Annotated in this window: 17 protein-coding genes and 1 riboswitch; of the genes, 12 read left to right on the forward strand and 5 right to left on the reverse strand. The window is 70.8% G+C overall.

Annotated elements, in window-relative coordinates; all coding sequences use genetic code 11:
- Window positions 1-250: 250 nt before the first annotated feature.
- The 3 genes from ACFY2Z_RS16580 to ACFY2Z_RS16590 form a co-directional block, all read right to left on the reverse strand.
- Window positions 251-1,051: an enhanced serine sensitivity protein SseB C-terminal domain-containing protein gene (locus ACFY2Z_RS16580; protein ID WP_390744864.1), complete on the reverse strand. Its 801-nt coding sequence runs from the start codon at window positions 1,049-1,051 to the stop codon at window positions 251-253.
- A 278-nt stretch (window positions 1,052-1,329) separates the two neighbouring features.
- Window positions 1,330-2,121 (reverse strand): enhanced serine sensitivity protein SseB, encoded by a 792-nt coding sequence (locus tag ACFY2Z_RS16585; RefSeq protein WP_390744865.1) that lies wholly within the window; start codon window positions 2,119-2,121, stop codon window positions 1,330-1,332.
- Window positions 2,122-2,239: 118 nt separating this feature from the next.
- Window positions 2,240-2,923, reverse strand: a complete 684-nt coding sequence (locus ACFY2Z_RS16590) for an AAA family ATPase (RefSeq protein ID WP_390744915.1) — start codon at window positions 2,921-2,923, stop codon at window positions 2,240-2,242.
- Window positions 2,924-3,094: 171 nt separating this feature from the next.
- Window positions 3,095-3,205, forward strand: a riboswitch (glycine riboswitch).
- Window positions 3,206-3,390: 185 nt separating this feature from the next.
- Between ACFY2Z_RS16590 and gcvT the strand changes: the two genes are divergently transcribed.
- From gcvT to ACFY2Z_RS16640, 10 genes are all read left to right on the forward strand, one after another.
- Window positions 3,391-4,512, forward strand: coding sequence for a glycine cleavage system aminomethyltransferase GcvT (gene gcvT / locus ACFY2Z_RS16595; RefSeq protein ID WP_311695111.1), 1,122 nt, complete (start codon window positions 3,391-3,393; stop codon window positions 4,510-4,512).
- A gap of 106 nt (window positions 4,513-4,618) precedes the next feature.
- Entirely contained in the window at window positions 4,619-4,996 is a 378-nt protein-coding gene (gene gcvH, locus ACFY2Z_RS16600; RefSeq protein WP_311695112.1) for a glycine cleavage system protein GcvH, read from the forward strand.
- Window positions 4,997-5,008: 12 nt separating this feature from the next.
- Complete coding sequence (glyA, locus tag ACFY2Z_RS16605; RefSeq protein ID WP_390744866.1) at window positions 5,009-6,271, forward strand: serine hydroxymethyltransferase; 1,263 nt, start codon at window positions 5,009-5,011, stop codon at window positions 6,269-6,271.
- A gap of 86 nt (window positions 6,272-6,357) precedes the next feature.
- Window positions 6,358-7,725: an L-serine ammonia-lyase gene (locus ACFY2Z_RS16610; protein ID WP_390744867.1), complete on the forward strand. Its 1,368-nt coding sequence runs from the start codon at window positions 6,358-6,360 to the stop codon at window positions 7,723-7,725.
- Between the two features lie 578 nt (window positions 7,726-8,303).
- On the forward strand, window positions 8,304-8,465 hold the full coding sequence (locus tag ACFY2Z_RS16615; RefSeq protein WP_390744868.1) for a hypothetical protein: 162 nt from the start codon (window positions 8,304-8,306) through the stop codon (window positions 8,463-8,465).
- Between the two features lie 97 nt (window positions 8,466-8,562).
- Window positions 8,563-8,925, forward strand: coding sequence for a hypothetical protein (locus ACFY2Z_RS16620; protein ID WP_390744869.1), 363 nt, complete (start codon window positions 8,563-8,565; stop codon window positions 8,923-8,925).
- 520 nt (window positions 8,926-9,445) lie between these two features.
- Entirely contained in the window at window positions 9,446-9,967 is a 522-nt protein-coding gene (locus tag ACFY2Z_RS16625; protein WP_390744870.1) for a hypothetical protein, read from the forward strand.
- A 90-nt stretch (window positions 9,968-10,057) separates the two neighbouring features.
- Complete coding sequence (locus tag ACFY2Z_RS16630; protein WP_390744871.1) at window positions 10,058-10,900, forward strand: DUF4097 domain-containing protein; 843 nt, start codon at window positions 10,058-10,060, stop codon at window positions 10,898-10,900.
- 97 nt (window positions 10,901-10,997) lie between these two features.
- Window positions 10,998-11,987 carry an ATP-binding cassette domain-containing protein gene (locus ACFY2Z_RS16635; RefSeq protein ID WP_390744916.1) on the forward strand — a complete coding sequence of 330 codons (990 nt, stop codon included), beginning with the start codon at window positions 10,998-11,000 and terminating at the stop codon, window positions 11,985-11,987.
- On the forward strand, window positions 11,984-12,766 hold the full coding sequence (locus tag ACFY2Z_RS16640) for an ABC transporter permease (protein WP_390744872.1): 783 nt from the start codon (window positions 11,984-11,986) through the stop codon (window positions 12,764-12,766). The genes ACFY2Z_RS16635 and ACFY2Z_RS16640 overlap by 4 nt, the downstream gene beginning before the upstream one ends.
- A gap of 161 nt (window positions 12,767-12,927) precedes the next feature.
- On the opposite strand, the gene ACFY2Z_RS16645 is transcribed toward ACFY2Z_RS16640, so the two are convergent.
- Window positions 12,928-14,502, reverse strand: coding sequence for an alkaline phosphatase family protein (locus tag ACFY2Z_RS16645; RefSeq protein ID WP_390744873.1), 1,575 nt, complete (start codon window positions 14,500-14,502; stop codon window positions 12,928-12,930).
- A gap of 166 nt (window positions 14,503-14,668) precedes the next feature.
- Between ACFY2Z_RS16645 and ACFY2Z_RS16650 the strand changes: the two genes are divergently transcribed.
- Together ACFY2Z_RS16650 and ACFY2Z_RS16655 are read left to right on the forward strand one after the other, a co-directional pair.
- Window positions 14,669-15,691 carry a phosphatidylinositol-specific phospholipase C domain-containing protein gene (locus ACFY2Z_RS16650; RefSeq protein WP_390744874.1) on the forward strand — a complete coding sequence of 341 codons (1,023 nt, stop codon included), beginning with the start codon at window positions 14,669-14,671 and terminating at the stop codon, window positions 15,689-15,691.
- A gap of 84 nt (window positions 15,692-15,775) precedes the next feature.
- Entirely contained in the window at window positions 15,776-16,333 is a 558-nt protein-coding gene (locus tag ACFY2Z_RS16655) for a glycoside hydrolase family 25 protein (RefSeq protein WP_390744875.1), read from the forward strand.
- 78 nt (window positions 16,334-16,411) lie between these two features.
- Here ACFY2Z_RS16655 and ACFY2Z_RS16660 read toward each other — a convergent pair whose 3' ends face one another.
- Window positions 16,412-17,122 (reverse strand): NADPH-dependent F420 reductase, encoded by a 711-nt coding sequence (locus tag ACFY2Z_RS16660; protein ID WP_390744917.1) that lies wholly within the window; start codon window positions 17,120-17,122, stop codon window positions 16,412-16,414.
- Between the last annotated feature and the right edge of the window lie 119 nt (window positions 17,123-17,241).

Raw genomic sequence — 17,241 nt, forward strand, 5'->3', positions numbered from 1 at the left:
GAAGCGGGAGTCTTCAACGCTTTGGCGATCAGTTGCCAGACTTGGCGATGAAAGGATGCGCAAACGTGACACGCATAAGGGGATTCCGTTATCCGGACGATGGGTAACGGGGTGCGGACGCCCGCCAACCGGGGCAGACCGCACAAGATTTGGATCTATCTCCTGCATCTACGCGCGAAGAGGCGCTCCTGCCACGGGAGTTGATGCGAAATCCGAGACGGTCCGGGGGCCCGCCCGGCTCACTCCGGACTCAGTACGCCCCACGCACCGGCGGATACCCGTATCCCCCGGCCGCCGGAGCCTGGGCGGGTGCGGCGTGGGCCTCCCGGTCGTAGAAGGGACGGGCGCGGGCGCGGAGCCACATCGCGACCGGGTCGTACTCGTCGGACATCGCCACGGTCGACACGGACAGCCCCTCCGGGACCGCCACGACGGACTGCTGCATCATCGCGCGCACCGAGTCGACGGCGGGCGGCGAGGTGTCGTAGACGTCCAGGCCGATGGCCAGGTAGGGGGCGCCGACGGCGGGCTGCACCCAGGCGCGGCGCAGCGAGCGCACCGCGGACGTGCGATGCGCGTTCTGGGTGAGGACGGCGTAGAACTGCGGGATCTCGATGGCCGGCTCGGTGAGCCGGAGCGGACCGGCGGGCTGGCGCTCCAGACCGGTCGCGATACGGCGCAGATCCAGCCAGGGGATGCCGACGCCGCCTCCCGGCGCGTGCGGGTTCAGCCACAGGCCGTAGTGGTCGGGATAGAGGGTGCGGGCCGCGTCGAGGGCGTCGACCACCTCGTACGAGCGGTTCCAGCCGCTGGCCGAGAGTTCCTGGGCGGAGGTGACGCAGGGCGCGTAGCCGTGTCCGTTCACGTGCATGTTTCCGTACTGGGCGTCCGGCGAGCCGGCCTGGCCGTGCCAGAGCAGCATCCAGACCTGACCGGAGGAAGGGGTCGCGAGCACGCGCAGCAGCGCCTCGTAGGCGTCGTAACGCCCGGGCGTCACCTGGCGCAGCATCTGCTCGACCTGTCCGGCCGCGGCCGTGCCCGACGCGCTCACCCTCTACCGCCCCTTCACGACAAACCTGACAACCCCGACGGAGGTCTTCGGTGCGTGGCGCACGGATTTCAGCCGCGTCACCCCGACCGAGCCATTCTCCCCTGTCCGCGGGACACCGCACTCCCCCGCGGCCGTGCCGGGGGCGGGCCCCCGCCCCGTGCCGGAAACCGGCGTGTTCCGCCCCGGCCATGAAACCAGGTTAAGGCGCCATACTGACAGCACCCCGACGCGCGCCACCCCACATCGTCACGGCAGCGCGCGCCGCGTTTCCGGGCGGTTCAGTAACCGTGCTGGTAGAAGGGCCGCACCTGCCCCCGCAGCCACTCTCCGACCGGGTCCTGCGCCACATCCAGAAACACCATGTTCACGGGCATTCCCACCGGGACCCGGCCGAGCGCCCGGCCGAGCGCGTCCAGCGGAAGCGTCCGTATGTCGGCCTCCCCGTTGGTGAGTTCGACGCCGATGAACATCACCGGGTCGGCGGTCTCGATCGCCGCCAGGCAGCGGCGGGCGGTGAGCACCACCCCGGTCGCAGCGAACTCGGCCGACGCGGCGGAGAGGAAGTCCACCGGGTCGTCCTGCCAGTCGGGCTCGAAGAGCCGGACCCGTCCGCCGCTCACCGGACCGTCCAGTTCGGTGCGCCCGCCGCGGCACAGTTCGGCCACCGCGGCCGGCGGCAGCGGCACGCCCACCAGCCCGCCCGGGTTGACCGCGATGCCGACCTGCGGGGGCAGCCCGCGGGCGAACTCGACGGCGGGCGCGATCGTGTACGACATGTGGTTGCCGACGACCTGGCGGAACTGCTCCTCCGAACTGAACACCGGTACATACGCCTGCCCCTCGATCTCCAGCGTGGGCAGGTCGAGCGGGCCGCTCTGCGGGCCTCCGCCGCTCGGCAGCGGCACCCACAGGAAGCTGCGGCCGAGGACCTCCACGATCCGGCCGCCGGCCGAGGGGACGCCGAGCGAGGCGGAGAGCACCTCTTCCAGTTCGTTGCCCGGCCATCCGCCGTGCGGATGGGGGTGTGTCTGTGCGGGGAAGTCCGCGGGAAGATCCGCCGGGAAGTCCATCTGCCACCGCCTGCGAAAGAGCTGAGAAACCACTGCTGAGGACCGAAAGGCTAACGGGTGCGGGGGGTGTGTTCGCGGGGTCGGTCCACGACGTCCGCCTCCGCCCCCGGCGCCCGTCTCAGTCCGCGAAGTCGATCCGGTGCAGGACGTCCGCCGCCTCCCGGTCCAGGAGGACCACCGAGCCGCAGCCGTCGGGGACGGTTCCCCCTGCGACGGAGCCCAGCAGGCGCCGGGTGGCCCGGCGGTGCCTGAGGAACGCGTACCGCGAGACGCCCCGGCCGCGCTCGCGCTGACCGTCCAGGGCCGTGTCCGCGGTGACGTCGAGCACGAGCAGATGGAGGGCGCCGCCGCGGCGGCGGGCCGCGCGGGCCAGCCAGGCGCGCACCCAGGTCTGCGTACCGCAGTCGTGGACGACGACCCCGGTGCGGGCGCGCAGGGCGCGGCGCAGGCCGGCGTAGTGGGCGAGGCGGACGAGGGGGCGGTAGACCGCGTACGGCAGAAAGCGGGACAGCCGCTCGTCCCAGCGGTCCCGGACGTCCTGGGAGTCGATCCGCGCACCCCGCACCGCCCGGCGCATGAGGGTGGACTTGCCGCTGCCGGGCAGCCCGGTGATCACGACGACGTCGCCCGCCCGGAAGGTGAGCCCCCGGGGGCCCCGGCCCGCCCGGTCTCGTAGATCACGGACCCGGGTGCCCGCCGCCGCCCGCGGTTCATCGCGGGCCCGACGGGCCGGGGATCCGGGCTGGGCGGGCACCGCGATGCCCGAGATCGTCGCGTACGCCGTCGTCCTGTCCACCGTGATCGTCCTCCCCTGGGGGTCAGGAAGTCCCGTCCCCGTCGAGTGTAAAGAGAAGGTAATGAGCGGTGTCTCGTGGTCGCGTCGCCGTAGCGCCACAAGCCGGTCACGGATACGGCCCTGCCATGATCGGACAAGGCGTGCAATGATGTGCCCGCCAACTGCATACCGGCCGCTTGAATCCGCGCGGGAGAGTTCCGGGTCCGTACGTCGCCGTACGTCCGCCCGGGCGCCGAAGGAGCAAGTCCCTCCCTTGAATCTCTCAGGCCCCGATACCGCGCGGGCGAGGCACATCTGGAAAGCGGGCCGCTTCAGGTGGCTCCACCCAAGGTGCAAGCCGTGACGACCCGCCCCGCGGGGTCATGGCGAACCTCTCAGGTTCCGATGACAGATGGGGAGGAAACGACCTCGCCCTCCCCCTGCGCCCGGCTTCGTTCGCGCGCCGGGACCCCATCGCCCTGGGAGCACAACCGATGAGCAGTAGCAGCCCCCTGCGCCGTACCGCGCTCGATGCCCTGCATCGTTCGCTGGGCGCGACGATGACCGACTTCGCCGGCTGGGACATGCCCCTGCGGTACGGCTCCGAGCGCGACGAGCACCTCGCGGTCCGGACGAAGGCGGGCCTCTTCGACCTCTCGCACATGGGCGAGATCACGGTGACCGGCCCGGACGCGGCCCGGCTGCTCGACCACGCGCTGGTCGGCAACATCGGCTCGGTCGGCGTCGGCCGTGCCCGCTACACCATGATCTGCCAGGCGGACGGCGGCATCCTCGACGACCTGATCGTGTACCGGCTCGGCGAGCGGGAGTACATGGTCGTCGCCAACGCCTCCAACGCCCAGGTGGTGCTGGACGCGCTCGTGGAGCGGTCCGCCGGCTTCGACGCCGAGGTGCGCGACGACCGCGACGCCTACGCGCTGATCGCCGTCCAGGGCCCCGAGTCCCCCGGCATCCTGAAGTCCCTCACCGACGCCGACCTGGACGGCCTGAAGTACTACGCGGGCCTGCCCGGCACGGTCGCGGGCGTCCCGGCGCTGATCGCCCGCACCGGCTACACCGGCGAGGACGGCTTCGAGCTGTTCGTCGCCCCCGAGCACGCCGAGAAGCTGTGGCAGGCGCTGACCGAGGCGGGGGCGCCGGTCGGCCTGATCCCCTGCGGTCTGTCCTGCCGGGACACCCTGCGCCTGGAAGCGGGCATGCCGCTGTACGGGCACGAGCTGACCACCTCCCTGACCCCCTTCGACGCCGGTCTCGGCCGGGTCGTGAAGTTCGAGAAGGAGGGCGACTTCGTGGGGCGCGCGGCGCTCCACGAGGCCGCCGAGCGCGCCGCGCAGAACCCGCCGCGCGTCCTGGTCGGCCTGGTCGCCGAGGGCCGGCGGGTGCCGCGGGCCGGGTACGCCGTCGTCTCCGGCGGCGAGGTGATCGGCGAGGTCACCTCCGGCGCGCCCTCCCCCACGCTGGGCCGGCCGATCGCGATGGCGTACGTCGACGCCGCGCACTCCGCGCCCGGCACCGCCGGGGTCGCGGTGGACATCCGGGGCAGCCACGAGCCGTACGAGGTCGTGGCGCTGCCGTTCTACAAGCGCCAGAAGTAGACACTGGGCCCGGGCCGGACGTCGCACCGCCCCGTGCGGCCTGCTCACGAGCTTCTCAGCAGTCCCCCTTCACCACCACTCCCGCGCGTACAGGAGAATTCAGGCCATGAACAACCCCCAGCAGCTGCGTTACAGCAAGGAGCACGAGTGGCTGTCGGGCGCCGAGGACGGCGTCTCGACGGTCGGCATCACGGAGCACGCGGCCAACGCGCTCGGCGATGTCGTGTTCGTCCAGCTCCCGGAGGTCGGTGACACGGTGAGCGCGGGCGAGACCTGCGGCGAGCTGGAGTCGACCAAGTCGGTCAGCGACCTCTACTCCCCGGTCTCCGGCGAGGTCACCGAGGTCAACGAGGACGTGGTGAACGACCCGTCGCTGGTGAACTCAGCCCCCTTCGAGGGCGGCTGGCTGTTCCGCGTGCGCGTGTCGGAGGAGCCCTCCGACCTGCTCACCGCGGACGAGTACACCGAGTTCTCCGGCAGCTGAGGAACCGCATCCATGTCACTTCTGAACACCCCCCTGCACGAGCTCGACCCGGAGGTCGCCGCGGCCGTCGACGCCGAGCTGCACCGCCAGCAGTCCACCCTCGAGATGATCGCCTCGGAGAACTTCGCCCCGGTCGCGGTCATGGAGGCCCAGGGCTCGGTCCTCACCAACAAGTACGCCGAGGGCTACCCGGGCCGCCGCTACTACGGCGGCTGTGAGCACGTCGACGTGGTGGAGCAGATCGCCATCGACCGCGTCAAGGCGCTCTTCGGCGCCGAGCACGCCAATGTGCAGCCGCACTCGGGTGCGCAGGCCAACGCGGCCGCGATGTTCGCGCTGCTCCAGCCCGGTGACACGATCATGGGTCTGAACCTGGCGCACGGCGGCCATCTGACCCACGGCATGAAGATCAACTTCTCCGGCAAGCTCTACAACGTGGTCGCTTACCACGTGGGCGACGACGGCACCGTGGACATGGGCGAGGTCGAGCGCCTCGCCAAGGAGAACCGCCCGAAGCTGATCGTGGCGGGCTGGTCGGCGTACCCGCGGCAGCTGGACTTCGCCGCCTTCCGCCGGATCGCGGACGAGGTCGGCGCGTACCTCATGGTCGACATGGCGCACTTCGCCGGTCTGGTCGCGGCGGGTCTGCACCCGAACCCGGTCCCCCACGCCCACGTGGTCACCACCACCACCCACAAGACGCTGGGCGGCCCCCGCGGTGGCGTGATCCTCTCGACGGCCGAGCTGGCCAAGAAGATCAACTCCGCGGTCTTCCCCGGTCAGCAGGGCGGTCCCCTGGAGCATGTGGTCGCCGCCAAGGCGGTCGCCTTCAAGGTCGCGGCGAGCGAGGACTTCAAGGAACGGCAGCAGCGGACGCTGGAGGGCGCTCGCATCCTGGCCGAGCGCCTGGTCGAGGACGACGTCCGGGCCGTGGGCGTGGACGTGCTGTCCGGCGGCACCGACGTGCACCTGGTCCTGGTCGACCTGCGGAACTCCGAGCTGGACGGCCAGCAGGCCGAGGACCGTCTGCACGAGGTCGGCATCACGGTCAACCGCAACGCGATCCCGAACGACCCCCGCCCCCCGATGGTCACCTCGGGCCTTCGGATCGGCACGCCCGCCCTGGCGACCCGCGGCTTCACGGCCGAGGACTTCGCCGAGGTCGCGGACGTCATCGCCGAGGCGCTCAAGCCGTCCTACGACGTCGATGCACTCAAGGCCCGGGTGAAGACCCTGGCCGACAAGCACCCGCTGTACCCGGGTCTCGCCCGGTAAGTCACCCTTCGGCCGGCACCGCGCACACTGGAGAGAAGCGCGGTGCCCGGCCGGCCCCTGCACCACCCCCGTATTGAGGAGTACCCGTGGCCATCTCGGTCTTCGACCTGTTCTCGATCGGCATCGGCCCGTCCAGCTCCCACACGGTCGGCCCGATGCGCGCGGCACGCCTGTTCGCCCTGCGGCTGCGCAACGAGGCGCTGCTGGAATCGGTCGCCTCCGTGCGCACCGAGCTGTACGGCTCCCTGGGCGCCACCGGCCACGGCCACGGCACGCCCAAGGCCGTGCTGCTGGGCCTCGAGGGCGCCTCGCCCCGCACGGTGGACGTGGAGGGCGCCGACCGGCGGGTGGAGGACATCAAGGAGTCCGGCCGCCTCCGGCTGCTCGACGAGCACGAGATCGCGTTCTCCTTCGACGACGACCTGGTGCTGCACCGCCGCAAGGCGCTCCCCTACCACGCGAACGGCATGACCCTGTGGGCGTACGACGCCTCGGGGACCGAGCTGCTCACCAAGACCTACTACTCGGTCGGCGGCGGCTTCGTCGTCGACGAGGACGCGGTCGGCGCGGACCGCATCAAGCTCGACGACACGGTGCTGAAGTACCCCTTCCGCACCGGCGACGAGCTGCTGCGCCTGACCAGGGAGACGGGTCTGTCGATCTCCTCGCTGATGCTGGAGAACGAGCGGGCCTGGCGCACGGAGGAGGAGATCCGTGCGGGCCTGCTGGAGATATGGCAGGTCATGCAGGGCTGCGTGACCCGCGGCCTGTCCCGTGAGGGCATCCTGCCGGGTGGTCTGAAGGTCCGCCGCCGCGCGGCCGTCACCGCGCGTCAGCTCCGTGCCGAGGGCGACCCGCTGGCCCGCGCGATGGAGTGGATCACCCTCTACGCGATGGCCGTGAACGAGGAGAACGCGGCCGGCGGCCGGGTGGTCACGGCCCCGACGAACGGCGCCGCGGGCATCATCCCGGCGGTGCTGCACTACTACATCAACTTCGTGCCCGGCGCGGACGAGGACGGCGTGGTCCGCTTCCTGCTCGCCGCGGGCGCGATCGGCATGCTCTTCAAGGAGAACGCCTCCATCTCCGGCGCGGAGGTCGGCTGCCAGGGCGAGGTCGGCTCGGCCTGCTCGATGGCGGCGGGCGCGCTGGCGGAGGTCCTGGGCGGCACCCCCGAGCAGGTGGAGAACGCGGCCGAGATCGGCATGGAGCACAACCTCGGCCTGACCTGCGACCCGGTCGGCGGTCTGGTCCAGATCCCGTGCATCGAGCGCAACGGCATGGCGGCGGTCAAGGCGGTCACGGCGGCCCGCATGGCGATGCGCGGCGACGGCTCCCACAAGGTCTCCCTGGACAAGGTCATCAAGACAATGAAGGAGACCGGGGCGGACATGAGCGTCAAGTACAAGGAGACGGCGCGGGGCGGGCTCGCGGTGAACATCATCGAGTGCTAGGGAAACAGGCCCTGACTGTGCGGTGGTTGCGATCGCCGGGCCGGACACGGTATGTGTCGGCCGTGGCCCGTGCCGACCGCCGAGTTCAACCGAGAAGGGATCCGGGTCGCCCCGGGGCAGGAGCAGATCCGCACCTGGTGGGACGGCAGGGCCTGGCAGGACCGGTGGACCCCCGGAGCCCGCCGTTTCCGCGACCAGCTCTCGCTGCCCGGCCCGGACGGCACCCCCACCACCGTCGTGGTCCGCGAGACCCCAGTGCACTCCGGCGGCCCGGTGCGCGTGCGCGAGTACGCGGGGGGGCGAGGGCGTCACCCCGTACTCGGTGTGGAAGGAGTACGACCACGGCACGGTGGTCCGGCAGCGTGTGGCCGACGACGGCGGCTTCCTGGAGACGGACGTCTGGCGCGGCCAGTGGAACCGCTACACCGGGAACGGCGACCTCGTCGCGCAGCGCACCGACAGCGGCCTGGTCTTCGAAAGCGACATGCTCGGCCGGATGCGGCTGACCGGCAACGAGTACGACTTCCGCGGCCCGCTCACCGAGCTCCGCGGCTGGGGCCGCCGTATCGCAGGGCTTCATGGACTTCTGGCTCCAGCTGCCCTTCAAGATCTTCGAAAAGACGATCCAGTCGGTGTACCTGACCGGTACCTTCCGTGCCCACATCAACCCGGACCGGTACAGCTCGCAGCAGCCGCACCCCACGTCGTCATCCGAGGACCAGGGGCCGAAGTCGACGTAGACATGACGAGAGGTGCGGGCGAGACGACAGAAGAACAGCAGGCCGGAGCCGGGCGCGACAGCGGCTCCCGCAGATGATTCAGCAGAAGGATCCGAACATGACCCGTCACACCGTGGCACCCAAAGGACAGGGCGGCCGGGGCGCCTTCCACCGCATCGCCGACGCGGTGCGCGCCGCCGCGCCCGGCGACCTGGTCGTGATCTCCCCCGGCACCTGGACCGAGGCCCTGGTCCTCGACCGCGCGGTCGTGCTGACGGCGGAGCACGGCCGGGGCAGCGTCATCCTGGCCGCACCTCCCGGGGACCGGCCCGCGGTGACCGTGGACGGCCCGGACTGCGGCCTGCACGACATGACGGTGTGGGGCGCCGACGAGCTATCCGACCCCACCCCGGACCAGCTCATCACCCTGGAGAGCGGCGACCTCCCCATCCCCGTCGCGGCCTCCGTCGCCTCGACCTGATCCCGGTCTGGCTACGGCGGCGTCACCCCTGATGAAGTTCGCCGACGGGCCGACCGGCCGCCGACTCGCACACCGGCATCGGTCGCCGAACTCCCCCCGCAGCCGAGCGGATCAAGAACGTGACGCCGAATCCGCAGGTCAAAGAGCTGATCGCACTCGCGGCAAGCGTGACCAAGTACAAGGAGACGGCCCGGGGCGGCCGCGCGGTGGACATCATCGAGTGCTGAGGCCGGCCGGAAGACCTGTGCAGCGTTGAAGAACCCCGGCGGGAAGGCGACCGCCGGGGTTCTCTGTTGATGTCCCGCCCCTGCGGCATCACACGGCACCGAGTGGCACCACTTGGCACCATGTGGCGTCACGTGGCGTCATGTGGTGCCATTCCGGGCCCAAATGAACGCATGAGCCTGCATGGCGTCACGATGCGTTTCCACAGCTCAGGGCAATTTTCCTCAAGCCGGCCCACCCCAGGGTGCACCACCGGGGCTTGCACATGGCGCCATCGTGGTGCCATTATGGCGTCATGGACCTCACCCCGTATGTCGACACCCTCCGCCGTGCACTCGCGGTGGCCGCCGAAGCCGGCGGGGAGGATGCCCGCGAGCTGGCCGAGCGGCTCACCGCTCCTCTGGAGTCGGCGACCCGTCTGACCATGCTCAATGTGCTCTCCGCCGCGATGGACGAGATCACCCGTGAACTCGCCCCCGGCTCGGTCGACGTACGGCTGCGCGGTCTGGACCCCGACTTCGTGGTGACACTGCCGCCCGTCGGCAGCGGCCCGACGGAGACGGCCGCCCCGCCCGTCGAACCGCTCAAGGCACCGGCGCCCGCCGAGGTCGACGAGGGCGGCACCGCCCGCGTCAATCTGCGGCTGCCGGCCCACCTCAAGGTGCGCGCCGAGGAGGCCGCGAGCCGCGAGGGCCTGTCGGTCAACGCGTGGCTGGTGCGGGCAGTGTCGGCCGCGGTCGACGGCGGTGCGCAGCCACCACGTACCACGCAGCGAACCAGCACCGTCGGACAGAGCTTCACGGGCTGGGTGCGCTGACCGCGCCCGCGCCCGCTTCCGCAAGGCACTTCACCCACACCACGTCCCACCTGCAGGGACGCCCCAAGGACTCATGAGGACGGCACAGCCATGCCTGCTTTCGACACTCCCGAACCGATTTCGGTCGCCGCCCACGTGGGCGCCGGCTCCATCCGGTTCACCACGAGCGACCGCCGCGACACCGTCGTGGAGGTACGGCCCGGCAGCCCGAAGCGGGGCAAGGACGTACGGGCCGCCGAGCAGACCGAGGTCACGTACGCGAGCGGCGTCCTGACCGTCAGGACGAAGGAGCGAGCCTTCATCGGGCCCAGCGGCACCGTCGATGTGACGGTCGACCTGCCCGCGGGCTCGCGCGTCGACATGACCGGCTCCTGGATCCAGGTGCTGGGCGAGGGCCGGCTCGGCGAGGTCCGGGTGAAGACCTCGGTCGGTGACGTCCGCCTCGACGCGACCGGGCCGCTCAAGCTGACCGTCTCCCACGGCTCGATCACCGTCGACCGGGTCGAGGGCACAGCCGAGATCACCACCAGCTCCGGCAGCCTGCGCGTCGGCACCGTCGACGGCCCCGCCGTCCTGAAGAACTCGCACGGCACCACGGTCGTCGGCACCGTGACCGGCGACCTGCGGGTGAGCGGCGCCCACGGCGACATCGACGTCACGCGCGCCCAGGGCTCGGTCACCGCCACCACCGCCCACGGCAACCTGCGCGTCGCCGAAGTCTCCCGGGGCACCGTCCAGTTGGAGACCTCGTACGGCGCCATCGAGGTCGGCGTCCGCGAGGGCACCGCCGCCTGGCTCGACGTCAGCTCCGAGCGCGGGCAGGTGCGCAACGCGATCGCCGCCACCGAGGCCCCGGACAAGACCGAGGACACCGTCGAGGTCCGCGCCCGGACCCGCTGGGGCAACATCGACGTCCGCCGCGCCCGGCCCTGAGCACCGGCCCCGCCGACTCACCCACCCCCTAGTCGCTTTCGCCCACTCCCCAGTCGCCTCAGCCCTCGAACGGGAGAACTCCATGCGCTCTACTGTCATGCCCACGTCCAGTCAGGATGTCGGTTCACAGCCCGCCGCCGTCTCCACCATCGGTCTGCGCAAGTCGTACGGTGACAAGACCGTGCTCGACGGCATCGATCTGCGTATCCCGGCCGGGTCCGTGTTCGCGTTGCTCGGGCCCAACGGCGCGGGCAAGACCACCACCGTGCAGATCCTGTCCACGCTCATCGCCGCCGACGGCGGGCAGGCCCAGGTCGCGGGCCACGACGTCGCCACGTCGCCGGACGGGGTGCGCGCCGCGATCGGCGTCACCGGGCAGTTCTCCGCGCTCGACGACCTGCTCACCGCCGAGGAGAACCTGCTCCTCATGGCCGACCTGCTGCGGTTGGGCAAGCGTGAGGGCAAGGCCCGGACCAAGGAGTTGCTGGAGCGGTTCGGCATCGCGGACGTGGCGAGGAACCGGGCCGCAACCTTCTCCGGCGGTATGCGGCGCCGGCTCGACCTCGCCATGACGCTGGTCGGCGACCCCCAGGTGATCTTCCTGGACGAGCCGACGACCGGGCTCGATCCGCGCAGCCGCCGCACCATGTGGGACACGGTGCGCTCGCTGGTCGCGGGCGGCACCACCGTCTTCCTCACCACCCAGTACCTGGAGGAGGCCGACCAGTTGGCCGACCGGATCGCCGTGCTCGACGGCGGCCGGATCGTCGCCGAGGGCACCGCCGACGAGCTCAAGGCGCAGATTCCCGGCAGCCACGTACGGCTGCGGTTCACCGAGTCCGCCGAGTACGAGCGCGCGGCGGCCGCCTTCCCCGGCGCGGCCCGGGACGACGAGAACCTCGCGCTGCGCGTGGCGGGCGACGCCGGCCTCGACGCGCTGCGCGCCCTGCTCGACCGGCTCGACGCCGTCGGCATCCGGGCCGCCGACTTCTCCGTGCACACCCCCGACCTCGACGACGTGTTCCTCACCCTGACCGGCGAGAGCACCACCGCCTCCCCGCTCCACGTCAAGGAGACCCTGCGATGAGCACCCTCACCTACGCCGTGCACGACTCGACGACGATGCTGCGGCGCAATCTCAAGCACGCGATCCGCTATCCGTCCGTGGGGCTCGGCAGCGCCATGATGCCGATCCTGATGCTGCTGCTGTTCGTGTACGCCTTCGGTGACTCGATCGGCGCAGGCATGGGCGGCGGCCGGGACACGTACGTGAAATACCTCACTCCCGGCATCATCATCATGGGAGTGGCCGCCGGCTCGATGTCGACCTCGATCGCGGTCTGCTCCGACATGACCGAGGGCATCATCAACCGCTTCCGCACCATGAACATCACGCGCTCGTCGTTCATGACGGGGCATGTCCTCGGCAGTGTCATCCAGACGATGGTGTGCATGGTCCCGGTCGTGGGCGTCGCGCTCGCCGTCGGCTTCCGGTCCGGGGCGACCCCGCTGGAGTGGCTGGCCGCCGCCGGCCTCCTCACGGCCATCGCCTTCGCGGTGACCTGGCTGTCGGTGGCCCTCGGTCTGATCTCCAAGACCGTCGAGTCCGCGAGCAACAAGCCGCTGCTGATCCAGTTCCTGCCGTTCCTCGGCTCGGCGTTCGTACCGGCCGACTCGATGTCGCCGGGCCTGCGCTGGTTCGCCGAGAACCAGCCCTTCACACCGATGACGGAGACCCTGCGCGGCCTGCTCTCCGGCTCCGCGATCGGCAACGACGCCTGGATCTCGCTCGCCTGGTGCGCCGGCATCACCGTGGTCGGCTACGTCTGGTCACGCTCACTGTTCAACAGCACCACCAAGCGCTGAGAGCCCCGTCTCGCGGCCTCGGTCTGATCTCGCACAGGCACTGCGAGCGGAGGGCTCGATACCCACAGAGCCCTCCGCTCGCGGTGGTCCGGCATCCACTGCCCGGGGGACCGGCCGTGGGCTGCGGCCCATGGCCCACGGCCGGTCCCCCGGGCGGTGGCTCACGCGGCGTGGACGGTCCCGGCGTAGCGCTGGGCGAAGCGGGTGCCCGTCGCCGCGGAGACCGTGACGTCGTAGCGTCCGTCCTCGGTGCGCCACGTCAGCCGGGTGTGGCCGCCGGCCTTGACCCACAGGGTCTGTTCCTCGCCGGCGAAGTCGTTCGGCGTGATCGTGAAGGCCACCTCGGTGCCGCCGGCGTTGCGCAGGTCCAGTTCCACCGTCGCGTGCTCCGGGCGCCCGGGGTGCCGCAGGGTCGCGGTGACCGACGGCACGGCCACATCGCTCTGGCCCTCGCGGACCACCGTGCCGGAGAAGCGGCGGACGAACCCGTCGGCGCCGTACACGGAGAAGTCGTAGCGGCCGTCGGTGGCCGTGGCGTCCCACACATAGGTGCGGGAGGCGCCCGGCGCGACCGTGAACGGGGTGCCGGTGAAGGGCAGGGCGGTGTTCGGCAGCACGGTGAAGTGGTAGCCGACACTGCCCTGGTTGGTGAGCGTGCAGGTGACCTTGCCGGTGGCGCGGTCGACCGTGACATCGGCCCACGGCCGGTAGGGAAGCGCGCGGCGCGGGCGCGTGCCCTCCTCCTGCACGGGCATGGACTGCTGGTCGGGGATCTTCACCGCCGGCAGGGAGTTGCCGGCGTCGGCCTTGGCCATCAGGGCGACCGTGTCGGGCAGGTCGGGGATGCTGTAGTCGGGCCTGGTGAAGTCGAAGCAGCTGGTGAGGTCGCCGCAGACGGTGCGCCGCCAGTCGGAGATGTTGGGCTCCTGCACACCGGTGACGCGTTCGAGGAATCGCAGCACCGACGTGTGGTCGAACACCCGGGAGTTGGTCCAGCCGCCGCGCGACCACGGCGACGCCACCCACAGCGGCACCCGGCTGCCCAGGCCGATGGGCTTGCCGTTCGCGAACTCGTCCTTGGTGCCCGGCTCGGGGAACGGCGGGATGACGTGGTCGAAGTAGCCGTCGTTCTCGTCGTACATCAGAAGGAAGACGGTGTGCTTCCACACCTCGGGGTTGGAGAACAGCGACTGCAGCGCGGTGTTGACCCAGTGGGCGCCGTAGTCGGGGCCGGCGTTCGGGTGCTCGCAGAACAGGTAGGGCGCCACCAGCCAGGAGACCGTGGGCAGGGTGCCGTCCTTGCAGTGCTTGTCGAACGCCGTGAGGTCCCACTTCGTCATGGCGTTGATGTAGCGCGGGTCGTCCTTGGGGAACTCGTGGAACTGCTTGAAGTACGACAGCGCGTTGTCGTCGTAGTCGCCGTACCGGTCGTCGGAGCCGTCCGGGTTGTGGTAGACGCGCCAGGTGACGCCGGCCTTCTCCAGACGCTCGGCGTACGTCGTCCAGTCGGCCACCGGGTTGCCCGTGACAGGCGTGTTGTCGGTCCACGGGCCGGTGGTGCCGTCGACGCCGGGGCCCGCGGTGCCGGTCCACAGATAGAGGCGGTTGGGGTCGGTGGGGCCGTTCAGGGAGCAGAAGTAGCCGTCGCAGAGGGTGAAGGCGTCGGCCAGGGCGTACTGGTAGGGGATGTCCGCACGAGTGAAGTAGCCCATGGTGCGCTCGCCCTTGGACTGCACCCACTTGTGCAGGGTGACTCCGGGATGCGTTCCGCACGCGGCTGCGCGGCGGACGGCGGCCTCGAGGCGCGGGGCCGATGTTCCCCCTGGGGCTACCGCGCAGTAATCCCGCGCTTCTAGGCTGCCGTCAACTCGACTACAGATAAAGGGAGTTGGCGTGCGAGTGATGAGACGCGTGGCGGCGCTGCTGGGTGCCGCCGTGATGGTGATGGGCGTTGGGGGGAACGCGCATGCGGCGGGGTCCACGTTCGCCGATGCGACCACGATCGGGACGCACAACGCCTATGACAAGGCCAAGTACACCTACTTCGCGCAGGCGCTGGACTCCGGTGCCTCGCTGCTCGAACTGGACGTGTACGTGGACAGCCTGACCCACCGGTGGCGGGTCAGCCACAGCAACCCGCTCGGCAACGACAACAACTGCGAGGCCGCGAAGAACCCGGGTGAGCTGTACAGCAAGAGCCGCAACCAGGACCTGGGCAGCTGCCTGGACAACATCGCGGCCTGGAACCAGCTCCACCCCGACCACCCGCCGATCGTGTTCAAGGTCGAGATGAAGGTCGGCTTCAACGCCAAGGCGGGGCTCGGCCCGCACGAGTTCGACACACTGGTGTCGCAGAAACTCGGCAGCAGCGTGTACAAGCCGGCCGACCTGCTGGGCGGGACGTACTCCTCCCTGGACGCGGCGGCCAAGGCGAACGCCTGGCCCTCCCGCGACTCGCTCAAGGGCAAGTTCCTCTTCGAGCTGATTCCCGGCACCGTGGAGCAGGCCAACCCGTTCGACCACTACTGGACGGACCAGGAGTACGGCGATCACCTGCACGACCTGTACGCGGCGGGGAAGGTCGCCGAGGCGCAGGCCTTCCCGGCCGTGCTCGGCGCCGCGAACGGCGACCCGCGCACCAGCCGCTACGACGCCTCGATCCGCCCGTGGTTCGTGTTCTTCGACGGGGACGCGGCGACGTACGTCAACAACGGCTACGACACCGCCTGGTACGACGCCAACCACTACTTCCTGATCATGACGGACGCTGCGAACGTCTCGCCGGCGATCTCGTCCACGAACCCGACGGACGCGGAAGTGGCGGCACGGCTCGCACTGTTGGCCTCGCACCACGCGAGCGTGATCACCTCGGACTGGTCGGCCGAGTCGGCCTCGGTTCTGAGTTCGGTGGCCGACCGCGGCTGATACTCCCGCTCAGGGGGCATACCACCTGTACCAGGGTGAACCAGGCAGCGATCCCTGCCCCCACGAGCACTTCAGGGAGCCCTCATGCTGCAAGGCATCGATGTCAGCGCGTACCAGTCATCCGCGTACGACACGGACGGCCTCTCCTTCGTCTTCATCAAGGCGACGGAGGGGCGTTCGTATGTGAACCCCAAGCTCACCGCCCAGACCAAGACGGCCCGCGACGCCGGCTGCGTAGTCGGCTTCTATCACTTCCTGTGGCCCGGGGACCTCGCGGCCCAGGCCGAGTACTTCGTCTCCAAGGCCCCGGAGCGGGCCGGCGACGTGCTGGCCGTGGACTGGGAGACGACCGGCGACGGGACACACGCGAGCAACGCCGAGAAGGACAGCTTCATTCGCCAGGTGAAGAGCCTCCGGCCCCACAACCGCGTCGTCCTCTACACCAACCGCAACTTCTGGCTCACCATCGACACCACGTCCTACGCCGGGGACGGTCTGTGGATCGCGGACTACGTCACCGCGGGCAAGCCCCGCATCCAGGCGGCGTGGCGCTTCCACCAGTACACCTCCGACCCCGTGGACCGCGACGTCGCGAACTTCACGACCAAGGCCGCGCTCCAGCAGTGGGCGGCGGGTACCTGAGCCGCACACGGGCGGAGGCCGGGGCGGGCCGCGTTCGCCGGCCCGCCCCGGCCTCCGCGTCGGCGTGCTGGTGCAGCGCTAGCCCCGGAACTCCGATGTGCGCACCGCAGACGCCTCCGCCAGGGCCTTGGTGACCCCGTCCGTGCCGGCGCGCAGGCCGTACACGGGGGTGGCGGGCTGCTGGCGCCAGGAGTCGTCGATGCCACCCGCGTCGACGGTGTCGAAGCCCAGCTCGTCGATCAGGGCCCGCACCGTGCGCTTCGCCGTCTCGTCGTCGCCCGCGACCGGGAGCGCCATCCGGTCGGGGGCGCCGGCCGGGCGGGGGCGGTCCAGGATGTCCTGGGCGTAGGTGCCGTTGAACGCCTTGATCACGGGGTGGCCGATCTGCCGTTCGGTCCAGCGGCTCTCGGTGATGCCCTCGTCCTCGATGCCCGCGATCCTGCCGTCCCGCTCCCTGGGGTAGTAGTTGCCGGTGTCGATCACGGCGACGCCCTCGGCCGCGCCGTCCAGCAGTCCGGACGGCAGGTCCGGTACGGCCTTGACGGGGACCGTGACCACGACGACCTCGGCGCCGCGGGCCGCCTCCTCGACCGGGACCGGCTTCGCGCCGGTCTCCTCGGCCAGTGCGGTGAGCGTGTGGGGTCCTCGGGAGTTGGCGACGGAGACCTCGTGTCCGAGGGCGGTGAGCCGCCGGGTGAGGTTGCCGCCGATGTTGCCCGCGCCGATGATGCCGATCTTCATGACTCGCCTCGCCCTTCCGGGGGGTCGGTGTCCTTGTACAGCGTCCAGGGCAGAACCAACCGCCGCACCGCGCGGCCTATTCCTCGACCGGGCCGTTCGGGCGCGTCGACACCCGGGGACGGCGAAGGGCGCCCGTCCCCGGGAGGACGGGCGCCCCGACGCGCGAG

Origin of the sequence: Streptomyces sp. NPDC001222 (genome assembly GCF_042896945.1) — a bacterium.
Lineage (GTDB): Bacteria > Actinomycetota > Actinomycetes > Streptomycetales > Streptomycetaceae > Streptomyces > Streptomyces gibsoniae.